The following is a 12,242-nucleotide window of genomic DNA, read 5'->3' on the forward strand; positions in this document are numbered from 1 at the left end:
TGGCCGAGCACCGTGACCGTGCCGGCGGATGGCGTCAGCAGCCCGGTGAGCATCCGCAGGGTGGTGGTCTTGCCGCAGCCGTTGGGGCCGAGAAAACCATAGATGGTGCGCGGAGCGACGATCAGATCAAGAGCATCGACGGCGGTCAGGTCGCCGAACCGGCGCGTCAGACCGCACGCTTCGATGACCGACTCGGTCACGGCATCTCGACCTGTGCGGGCACGCCGTTCGGGAGCGTGGCGGCGCTGTCCGGAAGCTCGACCTCCGCCAGATACATGAGCCTGGCGCGGTCGCTGGCATTCAAGGCGTAGTAGGGGGTGAAGGCCGGGTCGGAGCTGATCCAGCGCACGGTGCCGTCAAAGGTTCGATCCAGTCCATCGACGTGCACCTTGAGCGTATCGCCCTTGTTGATCCTGACCCGATAGGGCTCGGGGACGTAAACCCGGGCATAGGGCGCCTTGCCGGCGAGGATGATCGCCACGGGGCTGCCGACCGTGACGCGCTCGCCGAGGTTCCAGGGCAGACTGTCGAGCACGCCGTCGCGGGTGGCGACGATGCGCAGCTCCGACAGCAAGGCCTGTTGATGGGCCAGCGCGGCCTCGTCCGCACTCAGCTCGGCCTCGGCTTGGGCGATCTGCTCCGGGCGCGTGCCCGCGAGCAGTTCGTCGAGGTTCTCCTTGGCCTCGTCCAGCCGCGCGCTTGCGGCATCGCGCAGCGCCCGGGTCCGATCGACCTCGGCCTGGCTGACCGCCTTGCGGGCGATCAGCTCCTGATTGCGCTCGGCGGTGATCTGGGCCTCGCGCAGATCCGCCTCGCGCCCGGCCACCTGCGCCCTGGCCGCCGCGATGTCCTGGCGGCGCGGGCCGTTGCGCAGCTGCTGCAGATGCGCCTTGGACCGGGCGACCTGCGCCTTGGCGCGTTCGACCTCCGCGCGCTGCTGGCCGTCGGAAAGCTGGACCAAGAGGGTACCTTTGGTGACCGGCGTGCCCTCGGCCACGGGCAGGTCGACGACCAGTTGGGCGACGGTGGCGGTGAGGGCGACGCGATCTCGCTCCAGGGTTCCGAGCGCAAGCGGTCGCTCGGTGTCCAAGCAGCCCGTGAGCAGGGCGGCAGCCATGATGGCGAATCGGATCCTGAGCCTGCACATGCGTCGGACGCCTATTGAGCCTGCGGATGCTGTCGTTGCGACGGGGCGGGTCAAACCGCTCCGGTGGACCGCAAATGCGAGGCTAGAGTGGTGCTGAGTTCCGGTCAAGCACAGGGATGGCGAAGCCAGCTTACGGCAGCGCGCTCGTGGTCCGGATGTCTGCGCATCGGTTCCGGGTCCCGCGCTCGCGAGTCGCCTCCGGCGGGCCGCCGCCCCGCCCTCGCTCGCGATCTCGACAGGGGCAACACGCGCGGGGATCATCGGCGCCGACGCCACGCCCCCGCTCGGCTCGGCTCGGCCGCGTGATGTTGATCGTCGTGGTGGACACTGCGGCCTTCGCGGTTCCGCTTGCCCCTCTGCTGCTGGCGTACGTTCTGCTCGCGCGTCCCGTCTGGTTCCGCGGTAGGTGGCGTGCGCTGTCGCCGCGCCGGGTGGCGGGTGTCGCCATCCGGGTCCACCGGGAGACCGGGCGATCCGAGCGGCGGCCCCGGGCGGCCGGCGTGCAACTCTGACCGTGGAGCGAACCGGGTATACGGCATGCGATCCCGGGGAACGGGATGTCGTGGGTGTCCTCGGTTGTGGTACCGGAACTCCGGTGCGGAGTTCGGACAGTCTGCGAACGGTTCGCGGAAAACGGTTTACGACCCGGACCCGCCACCGAGCCGAGCCAGCCGACCGATCGCTGGGCCCCAGGAGCGGTCTGTCGCGGTCGTCGGCATTGCGACGCCGAAAGATCGCTCTTGGCCATGAACGGACACCCGAGCTTGAAGAGCGATCGACAGGTCGATGCCGGAAAGCTGCCGGTCATGTTTGCGAGAGTCCGACTCATCGATCGCTTATATCGTCATTTCATCACGCTTTGAGTTCTGTGCGCGCTGAGTAGTGATCGACCCGCTAGATGAACACCTCGGTGGCACAGGAGGGCCGTGCTATCCGCTGATACCGGGTCGGCGGAGGAAACGTGCGCACGGACGAGGTCACTCGGTTGTTGCCCTAGGCATTCACACTCAGCGTTTCCCAGCGGACCCGCCTGCACGCGCGGTCGGACCGCGGCCTCGTGTTGGACACGATCGACATCTTGATCTTTAAGGGCACCGGGGGCTTGCCCCTGCTGTCCCGATGCCGAAGTGGGCCCCTCGTACGCGACGCAGGAGCGAGCGGGGCGCAACGCTAACGGCCAGGTGCGAGGAACACTTCGATCGGGTAGCCTCGGGATAGGCGCGGTCTTTTTGTCGCTGGCGTTGCGGACGAAGATTGGCAGGAGCCGACCAGTCGCAGCATCGGCGAATCCTTCTAAGGAACCTCGCACCTGCGTTGTGCTCATTTAGGTTGAAGCTCCGACGTTTTAGGGTTTCATTCGGCACGCTGAGGTTGCCCCCGGCTTTGGTCCTTAACGCCGGTCTGGCCCAGGATGGAGCCGACAACCGACAACCGACAACCGACAACCGACAACGATCAACGGGCAACGAAATCTGCGGTGCTACACTGTGTCCTGTGCGTCGCGCTGTCCGCTAAGTCAGTACTCGGCCAAGACATAATCTTGCACGGGACGGCCGGGCGTGCCCTCACCGGGCGAGCTCCCGCACGCGAATGGGGACTTATGGTTTCGCGGTCCGGAGTGCAGATCGCCTCCTTTGCGTCTCGCGAGTCAATACCCTGATGAAGAACCGTCCAAACATACCCGGGTCTTCGAAATGGCCCTGGCTGCTCGGCTTGCTGGCCATGCTCCCGGTCATGGTCACCGAACAGGCAATCGAGCGGCTGGTGCGCGACCGCGCGATCGAGCAGGAGCGGACCGCAGTGCTGATCCAGCTCTCCGCCCTGCGCGCTCGGGTGGAAGGCGTTGTCAACGCCAACCTGCTCCTTGTGCATGGGTTGACCGCCGTGATCTCGACCCATCCCGATATCGATCAGACCGAGTTCGCCCGCATCGCTCAGGGCGTGGTCGATCAGCGCCACGCCCTGAACAACATCGCGGGTCGCAGGACCTGATCGTCTCGCTCATGTATCCGCTCGCGGGCAACGAGGCCGCGATCGGGCTCGACTACCGCGCTCACCCCACCCAGGGCCCGGCTGCCCGGCGCGCCCTGCGAACCGGCGAATCAACCCTCGCCGGCCCCCTGCCAATGCTCCAGGGCGGGATGGGCTTCATCATCCGCGAGCCGGTCTTTGTCACGCCGGACGCGCCAGGCCGCGAGCGGCGCCCTTGGGGCATCGTCTCCGCTGTCATCGATGTCGAAACCCTTTACCGGCAGGCCGGCATCCTCGACGCACTGACCCAATTCCGTCTGGCGCTGCGCGGCACCGATGGAACGGGCCCCACCGGGCCGATCTTCTTCGGCGATCCCGGAATCGCGGAGCACCGACCGGTCGCGCTCGACGTGGCCGTACCTGGCGGGAGCTGGCAGTTGGCCGCGACCCCGCTGGGCGGCTGGGGCCAGTCACAGCAGCTACTTTGGACGATCCGTCTCGGCGGCCTAGTTCTCGCCCTGGCGGCGGCCGTGATGACCTACCTGCTGCTGCGCCGCAGCCTGGACCTGGCGCACAGCCAGGGGCGTCTGCGCACTCTGCTCGACACCATCCCCGACCTGGTCTGGCTGAAGGACACCGATGGGGTCTATCTGGCCTGCAATCCGCGCTTCGAGCAATTATTCGGGGCGCCGGAGTCGGAGATCCTGGGGCGGAGGGATCGGGATTTCCTCCCTGCCGAGCTAGCGGACTTCCTTCGCGCCAACGACCGCGCCGCCATCGCCGCCGGCGGGCCGCGCGTCAACGAGGAATGGGCGACCTTCGCCGCCGACGGTTATCGCGGGCTCTTTGAGACCATCAAGACGCCCGTGCGCGATGCCAAGGGCCGGGTGCTCGGGGTGCTCGGCATCGCGCGCGATATCACCGCGCGCAAGGAGGCCGAGGAGCGCATCCAGCGCTTGAGCCGCGTCCACAGCGTCTTGAGCGGGATCAATTCAGCCATCGTGCGCCTGCGCGATCCCGAAGCCCTTTTCCGCGAGGCCTGCCGCATCGCGGTCGAGGTGGGCGGCTTCCGCATGGCCTGGCTGGGGCTCGCCGACCCGGCCAGCGGCCTGGTGCGTCCGGTGGCGCATGCCGGGGTGGCTGACGGCTATCCGGAGCGGCTGCACATTGCAATCGGCGGCGACGACGACGTCCAGGCCCACGGCCCCACCGGGGAGGCCCTGAAACAGGGCCAGCACGTGGTCTGCAACGACATCGCCGAGGATCCGCGCATGGCACCCGGGCGCGAGGCCGCGCTGGCGCTCGGCTACCATGCATCGGCCACCTTCCCGATCGTCGTGGCGGGCGAGACGCGGGGGACCTTCAGCCTCTACGCTGACCGCGCCGCCGTCTTCGACGCCGCCGAGCTGGATCTGCTCGACGAGCTCGCGGCCGACATCGGCTTCGCCCTGGAACTGATGGAGAGCGATCGCGCGCGCGAGGCGCTCAACTGCCGGCTCACCGACCTTCTGGAGAGCATGAGCGACGGCTTCGTCAGCCTCGGGCGCGACTGGTGCTTTCAATACGTCAACCGCCAGGCCGGTATTCAGCTTGGACGCGATCCGGCGGAGCTGGTCGGCCAACCGATCTGGAGCGCTTTCCCGGAGGGGATCGGCGAGCCGACCCAGGCGGCCCTGGAGCAGGCCATGCGCACCCGGGAGGTGGTCAGGCTGGAGGACTATTTCGCGCCGTGGGACCGCTGGTTCGAGAACCGCATCTATCCGACCAGCGACGGCATCTCGAGCTTCTTCACCGACATCACCGAGCGCAAGCGCGTCGAGCAGGAGATCCGCCGCCAGCGTGACATCCTCGACCGCACCAGCCGGCTCGCCCGGGTCGGCGGCTGGGAGTTCGAGGTCGCCACCCTCGCGGGCTCCTGGACCGACGAGACCGCGCGCATCCTGGACATGGAGCCACCGCAGCCGCACGCCGGTGTCGCCCAGGGGCTCGAACTCTTTCAGGGGCCGTCGCGCACGGTGATCGAGAAGGCCCTGCGCGACGCCATCGAGCGCGGCCAAGCCTACGAGCTGGAGCTGGAGGTGACCACCGCAAAGGGTGCCCACAAGTGGGTGCGCACCATCGGCCTGCCGGTGCTTGAAGAGGGGCGCGTGGTCGGTGTCCAGGGCGCCATCCAGGACATCACCCGTCGCAAACTAGCCGAGCTGGCGGCGCGCGAGCGCGAGGCACTGCTGGACCTGGTGTTCCAGGTGCTGCCCGATCTGTTCTTCCTGATTGACGCCGACGGCACCATCCGCGACTACCGCGCCAGCCGCCGCGGCAACTTCTACGCGCCGCCGGAGCATTTCCTCGGCCGGCGCATGCACGAGGTGCTGCCGCCCGGACCCGCCGAGATCTTCGCACACAACATGGACCTGGCGGCCGGCGCGGAACGCCTCGTTACCTACGAGTACGACCTCCCCATGCCCGATGGGGAGCACCGTTTCGAGGCGCGGCTCGCCCCGCTGCCGGAGACCTCGCAGCTCATCGCCGTGGTGCGCGACGTCACCGAGCGGGCTCGGACCGCGGCGGCGCTGCGCGAGAGCGAGGCGCGCTACCGGCATCTGTTCGAGCACAATCCGCTACCCGTACTGATCTACGCGCGGGGCACCCTGCAACTGCTCGCGGTCAACACCTCTTTCCTCGATCACTACGGCTACAGCCGCGAGGAGGCCGAGAAGCTGCGGCTCATCGACCTTTTCCCGGAGCAGGAGCGCGTCCCGATCACGGAGCTCGCGGCCCGCCTGACCGGTCTGGCCTTCGACGGCGAATGGCACCACTTGAAGAAGGACGGTACTGTGATGGCCATCGAGGCTCGCTCGCACGATCTGGAGTACCAAGGCCGCCGTGCCCGCGTCGCGGTGGTCACGGACATCACCGAGCGCCAGCGCGTCGAGGACGAGATCCGCCGCCTCAACGCCGAACTGGAGGAGCGCGTGAGCGCGCGTACCGCCGAGCTGGCCTCGATCAACGACGAGCTGGAGACCTTCACCTACTCGGTCTCGCACGACCTCAAGGCACCATTGCGCGGCATCGACGGCTACAGCAAGCTGCTGCTGGAGGACTATCTGGAGCAGCTCGACGAGGAGGGCCGGCTGCTCCTTGGCAACGTACGGCATGGGGTCGAACAGATGAGCCAGTTGATCGAGGATCTGCTCGCCTACTCGCGCATGGAGCGGCGCGGTCTGCCCGGCGTCCCGCTCGACCTCGCCGCGCTGATGGGGCGTCTTCTCACCGAGCGTGCCGCGGATATCCAGGCGGCCGGGGCCGACGTCCAGGTCGAGCTCGAAGGTCTAACCGCGCGTGCCGACCCCGACGGGTTGGCGATGGTGCTGCGCAACCTGTTGGACAATGCCCTCAAGTTCCATCGACCGGGCGAGTCGGCCGCGGTACACATCAGCGGCGCGACAGGGGAGTCGAGCGTGCGGCTGCGCATCGCGGACCAAGGCATCGGCTTCGACGTGCAATTCCACGACCGCATCTTCGAGATCTTCCAGCGCCTGCAACGGGCCGAGAACTTCCCCGGAACCGGCATCGGCCTGGCCATCGTGCGCAAGGCGATGAGTCGCATGGGCGGCCACGCCTGGGCCGAGAGCGCGCCTGGACAGGGCGCCGTCTTCTACCTGGAGCTACCACGATGACGCAGGATTTCAACACCCGCCCCATCCTGCTGGTCGAGGACAACCCCGTGGATCTCGACCTCACCCGGCGCGCCTTTGCCCGGCGCAAGCTCGCCTATCCGCTGGACGTCGCGCGCGACGGTCAGGAGGTGCTCGACCGGATCCCGCGCTGGGCGGCCGGCGAGCCGCTGCCGCTGGTGATCCTGCTCGACCTCAAGCTGCCGCGCGTCGACGGGCTGGAGGTCCTGCGCCGGCTGCGCACCCATCCGATCACCCGGGACCTGCCGGTGGTGGTGCTCACCTCCTCCAGCGAGGATCGCGACATCGAGGCCGCTTACCGACTGCACGCCAATTCCTACATCGTCAAGCCGGTGAACTTCGACAAGTTCATGGAGGTCGCAGTCCAAATCGAGCTCTACTGGTGCCTGCTTAATCAACCGCCGAGATGAGCCTATGCGCGTCCTGCACGTCGAAGACAACCCGACCGACGCGGATCTGACCCGGTGCGTGCTGGCCCGTCGGGCGCCGGAGATCGAGCTCGACCAGGTCTCCGATCAGACCGCGGCGCGCGTGCACCTGCAAGACGCGGCTGACTTTGACTTGGCGCTGGTGGATCTGCGCCTGCCGGACGGTTCCGGGCTGGAGCTGCTGGTATGGATTCGCGAGCACCGGTTGCCTTTGGCGGTGGTAATGCTGACCGGCTCGGGCGATCAAGAGTGCGCCATCGCAGCGCTCCAGGCCGGAGCGGACGACTATCTGACCAAAGATGTCGCCGCGCTGGAGCGTCTGCCCATCACGCTGCGCGACGCCCACAAACGCTTCCACGATGCCCGCATCCGTCACGAACGCCCGTTGCGCGTGCTGTACGCCGAGCACAGCGCCGCCGACATCGATCTGACGCGCCGTCACCTCGCGCGCTACGCCCCGCATATCCGCCTCAGTCTTGCGACCGATGTCGGTGAGGTGCTCGCACGTTTGCCTTCCGATCCCGGCACGCAGGCCGATTTCGACGTGGTGCTCCTGGACTATCGCTTGCCTGGCTTGGATGCCTTGGAGGCGGTCAAGGTGCTGCGCGCCGAGCGCGGGCTCGACATCCCCATCGTCATGGTCTCCGGCCAGGGCAACGAGGAAGTGGCGGCGCGCGCCATCCACCTTGGCGTCAACGACTACGTCTCCAAACATCAGGGCTATCTCTACAAACTTCCGGCGACCCTGGAGAAGGTCTGGGGGCAGGTCGAGCTGGCACGTGAGCGCCTTCAACTGCGTGCGGCCTCGGAGCGGTTGGCGCTCGCCTTGGCGGCTAGCCCGGTTGTCCTTTACACCCGGCAGATCAGCACGCCGGAGTCGCCGCTGACCTGGGTCAGCGAGAACATCACCCGGCTGCTGGGCTATACGCCGGCGGAGATCCTTCAGCCCAACGCCTGGGCCTCCCGTCTGCACCCGGACGACCGCGAAGAGACGCTGGAGCGCTTCGCGAGCCTGCCCGGGGCGGGGCACGTGTCACACACCTATCGTTTCTTCGACGCAGGAGGGCAGGTGTGCTGGATTCACGACGAGCTCAACCTGGTTGAAGCAAGCGGCGAGTCTAAGCACTGCAGCGCGACCGGGGTCTGGTGTGACGTCACGGAGCAGAAGCGGACCGAGCATTTGCGCGAGACGCGGATGGTCGTGCTGGATGCCCTTGTCGATAATCGGTCGCTTCCGGATATCCTCGAGGAGATCGGCCGCCGCCTGGAAGACATCTACCCTCACATGCGGGTTGAGATCGAGGCGCCGCCCGAGGAGCGCGGCTTTAGCGTGCCCCGGCCGCAGGAGGAACGGGGATTCGACTGGACCCTGCCGTTCAAGGATGGAGCCGGACAAGTCCTGGGCTATTGCAAGGTTCGCTTCGCCCGGGCACGCGCACCCACCCTAGCCGAGCGGGGCCTCATCGGCGAATTTTCCCGCATCGCTGGACTCGCGGTGGCGCGGGTGCGGGCCGATATCCGGCTGCGCCAGGCCGCAACTGTGTTTGAGAGCACACGCGAAGGGGTCATCATCACCGATCTGGACGTGCGTATCCTCACCGTCAACCGTGCCTTCAGTGATATCACCGGCTACAAGGAGTCGGATGTCGTGGGCCGTAAGCCCAGTATACTGCGCTCCGGCCGCCAGGACCCGTCCTTCTACCAGGCGATGTGGGCCAGCATCGAGGCGACCGGATACTGGCAGGGGGAGATTTGGAACCGCCGCAAGAGCGGCGAGCTCTACCCGCAGATTCTAAGCATCAGCGTTGTCTACGACAGCCAGCGGAGTCCCAGCTACTACGTCGGGGTCATGACCGATATCAGCCAGCTCAGGCAGTCCGAGGCGCGGCTGGAACACTTGGTTCACTACGATCCTCTCACCCATTTGCCCAACCGCCGCCTGCTGCAATCGCGGCTGGACCACGCCCTGGGGCAGGCCGAGCGTCAGCAACGTCGGATAGCGCTCCTTTTCATCGACCTGGACCGTTTCAAGACCGTCAACGACAGCCTAGGTCACCCGATTGGGGATGAGTTGCTCGAAGCGCTTGCGCAGCGGCTTGCCACGCGGCTGCGCGACGAGGACACGCTCGGCCGGCTGGGTGGAGACGAGTTCCTGCTGATCTTGGAGCAACTGCAACGCCCGGAGGATGCGGCCGGGGTCGCGCAAACCGTGCTGGGTTTGCTGGAACGGCCGTTTCGCCTGGCGAGCGGGGCCGAGATCTATGTCGGCGCGAGCATCGGCATCAGTCTCTATCCGGAAGACGGCGGTTCGGTGACAGACCTCATCAAGCACGCCGATGTGGCCATGTATCAGGCCAAGGAGGAGGGACGCGGCACCTACCGCTTCTACACCCCGAGCCTGACTCGGGTTGCCAACGAGCGCTTGGCGCTGGAGGCGCGGCTGCATCGTGCACTCGCGGACGGCGAGCTGCAGTTACACTACCAGCCCCAGTTCGCGACTCACGACAAGCGATTGATTGGCTGCGAGGCCCTGGTGCGCTGGATGTCCCCCGAGGAGGGCATGGTTCCCCCGGCACGTTTCATCCCGCTCGCCGAGGAGACCGGGCTCATCGTGCCCCTAGGTAGCTGGGTGCTGCGCACCGCCTGCGTGCAGGCCAAACACTGGCTGGACGGCGCGTGGCCGGAGGTGCGAATTGCCGTCAACCTCTCCGGTCGTCAACTGCTTGATCCCAACCTGGCCGAGCGCGTTGCCGGCATTCTCGCCGAAACAGGCCTTCCGCCCGAGCGCCTCAAGCTGGAACTCACCGAGAGCATGATCATGGACCACGTCGAGCAGACCGCCGATCTGCTGCGTGGCCTCAAGTCGCTGGGACTGCGTCTGTCGATCGACGACTTCGGCACCGGCTACTCATCGCTTGCTTACCTCAAGCGCTTTCCGATCGACGAGCTCAAAATCGACCGCAGCTTCGTGCAGGATATCCCCGATGACCAAGACGACATGACGATCGCGGCGACCATCATCGCCATGGCTCGTAACCTCCGCCTGAAGGTCATCGCCGAAGGCGTCGAGACCCAGGAGCAGCTCGACTTCCTGCGCCGGCAGGGTTGTCACGCCTGCCAAGGCTACCTCTTGGGCCGCCCCATGCCGGCGGAGGAATTCGCGCGGATGGTGCTGGGTGCAACAAACGAGATAACCCAAGCCTGATAGCAGGCGCTCCGCTATTCGCTGGTGAAACCAGGTCCAGTCCACGGAATCGCGAGCGCTGTTTCCGTCTCCACAGCCTATTCATCCCCGATGACCGGCTTACATCCCTGAGCCGCCACAAGGCGCAGCACAGCGACTGTCAGCTCAGGGTCGTGACTTGTCACTGGTTGAAGCGCCAGGGACTTTCCGTTTCCAGGATGAACCGGTCAGTCTTTTGCGGTCGACGGGAGACGGCTCCTCCTCTTGACCAATCGCTCCCGCGATCAGCTCAGCCGTTCCGGCCCCGATCGACCTTGCGGCAATGGGGAGTGCCGGCGGCCGGGCGGTCCGCGCCCCGGCAATCTAAGGATTCACGGTGGTGCAGAGGAGCGTAAGCCGCAAAGGATGCCATCCCGAATCGACAACCCGAGACCCTGACCGGATAGTGCGAGACTTAGGCATTCCACCCGCCGATCAGGTCCACCAAAGCGACGCCACCGAACGCGTAAGCGGGATCGCGGGCGCTGGCGTAGGACGACGTCCGGTGGTTTCCGAGCGGCGGAGAACGCGATCATGATGTCGGACATCGAGATCAAGAACGAGACCAGCGACGATATCGCCGCGATCGCCGAGGTGACGATCGCGGCGTTTCGCGACCTGGAGATCAGCAACCAGACCGAACACGTCATCATCGACGCGCTCCGTGCCGCCGAGGCCCTCGCCCTCTCGCTCGTCGCGGTGCTCGACGGCCGTGTCGTCGGCCACATCGCGTTCTCGCCCGTCACCCTGTCCGACGGTACGGGGGATTGGTACGGACTCGGCCCGGTGTCGGTCTTGCCGCAGGTTCAGCGCCGAGGGATCGGCCAAGCCCTGGTGCGTGAAGGCTTGTCGCGGCTCAAGGGCATGCAGGCGCGCGGCTGCTGCCTGGTGGGGCATCCGGAATACTACCGAAGGTTCGGGTTCGAGAACTGCCCGCAGCTCGTACTCGAGGGCGTCCCGCCGGAGGTCTTCTTCGCAGCGTCCTTCGACGGGACGCTGCCGCGGGGAATTGTCGCGTTCCACGAAGGATTCGGCGCGGTCGGTCCGGCGCCATGTGCGAACGAGATGTGACGGCGGGGCGAGACGCGCATGGCGCGGATCGAAGGGGACCCGTCCTGCCGTGACCGCATCGGGCCGTCGGTTGGTCCCTCGCGCGCAGGTCAACGCTTGCGCGCCAAGGTCAGCCCGTCGCCGATCGGCACCAGACTCAGGGTCACGCGCCGGTCCCCCAGCAGTCGATCGTTGAGCGCGCGGATCGCCCGGGTATCCTCGTCCTGGTCCTGTGGATCGGCCACGCGGCCGTCCCAGAGTGTGTTGTCGAACAGGATGAGGCCACCGGGCCGCACCAGCGTCAGGCAGCGATCGAAGTACCGGGTGTAGTTGCCCTTGTCGGCGTCGATGAAGGCCATGTCGAACCGACCTTCCCCTCCCTGTGCCAGCAAGGCATCGAGGGTCTCCAGCGCGGGCGCCAGCCGCAGGTCGATACGCTCCTCGACCCCGGCCTCGCGCCAGAAGCCGCGGGCGATGCCGGTCCACTCCTCGCTGAGGTCGCAGCAGATCAGCGTACCGTCCGCCGGCATGGCCTCGGCCAGGCACAGCGCGCTGTAGCCGGTGAAGGTGCCGATCTCGACGATGCGCCGCGCACCGCTCAGCTCCACCAGCAGGGCCATGAACTGACCCTGCTCCGGGGCGATCTGCATCCCGCTCCACTCCAAGGAGGCCGTGAGCTCGCGCAGGCGCCGCTTGACATCGCTCTCGCGCAGGGAGTGCTCGAGCAG

The 12,242-nt window shown here is 66.8% G+C and carries 8 protein-coding genes; 5 read left to right on the forward strand and 3 right to left on the reverse strand.

Translation table 11 applies throughout. From position 1 onward, the window contains the following. Positions 1-200 (reverse strand): ATP-binding cassette domain-containing protein (locus BLV04_RS23590; RefSeq protein ID WP_139192036.1); only part of this gene is annotated, 200 nt, incomplete at its 3' end. Continuing rightward, a complete protein-coding gene (locus BLV04_RS23595) occupies positions 197-1,117 on the reverse strand; it encodes an HlyD family secretion protein (RefSeq protein ID WP_245732018.1) in 921 nt (306 codons plus the stop codon). The genes BLV04_RS23590 and BLV04_RS23595, both read right to left, overlap by 4 nt. 1,689 nt (positions 1,118-2,806) lie before the next feature. Here BLV04_RS23595 and BLV04_RS25810 point away from each other — a divergent pair. The 5 genes from BLV04_RS25810 to BLV04_RS23620 all read left to right on the forward strand — a co-directional run bounded on the left by BLV04_RS25810 (position 2,807) and on the right by BLV04_RS23620 (position 11,535). After that, positions 2,807-3,139 carry a hypothetical protein gene (locus BLV04_RS25810; protein ID WP_175534786.1) on the forward strand — a complete coding sequence of 111 codons (333 nt, stop codon included), beginning with the start codon at positions 2,807-2,809 and terminating at the stop codon, positions 3,137-3,139. Positions 3,140-3,150: 11 nt separating this feature from the next. After that, positions 3,151-6,795, forward strand: coding sequence for a PAS domain-containing protein (locus BLV04_RS25815; protein WP_175534787.1), 3,645 nt, complete (start codon positions 3,151-3,153; stop codon positions 6,793-6,795). After that, positions 6,792-7,223 carry a response regulator gene (locus BLV04_RS23610; protein ID WP_093038517.1) on the forward strand — a complete coding sequence of 144 codons (432 nt, stop codon included), beginning with the start codon at positions 6,792-6,794 and terminating at the stop codon, positions 7,221-7,223. Before BLV04_RS25815 ends, BLV04_RS23610 begins: the two co-directional genes overlap by 4 nt. A 4-nt stretch (positions 7,224-7,227) precedes the next feature. Then, the gene (locus BLV04_RS23615) at positions 7,228-10,446 is read left to right on the forward strand and encodes an EAL domain-containing protein (RefSeq protein ID WP_093038519.1); all 3,219 of its coding nucleotides are present in this window, start codon (positions 7,228-7,230) and stop codon (positions 10,444-10,446) included. Between the two features lie 552 nt (positions 10,447-10,998). Then, positions 10,999-11,535: a GNAT family N-acetyltransferase gene (locus BLV04_RS23620; RefSeq protein ID WP_093038521.1), complete on the forward strand. Its 537-nt coding sequence runs from the start codon at positions 10,999-11,001 to the stop codon at positions 11,533-11,535. Between the two features lie 89 nt (positions 11,536-11,624). On the opposite strand, the gene BLV04_RS23625 is transcribed toward BLV04_RS23620, so the two are convergent. Then, a partial coding sequence (locus tag BLV04_RS23625; RefSeq protein WP_245732019.1) for an O-methyltransferase occupies positions 11,625-12,242 on the reverse strand: 618 nt, incomplete at its 5' end.

This window comes from Thiocapsa roseopersicina, assembly GCF_900106925.1.
GTDB lineage: Bacteria > Pseudomonadota > Gammaproteobacteria > Chromatiales > Chromatiaceae > Thiocapsa > Thiocapsa roseopersicina.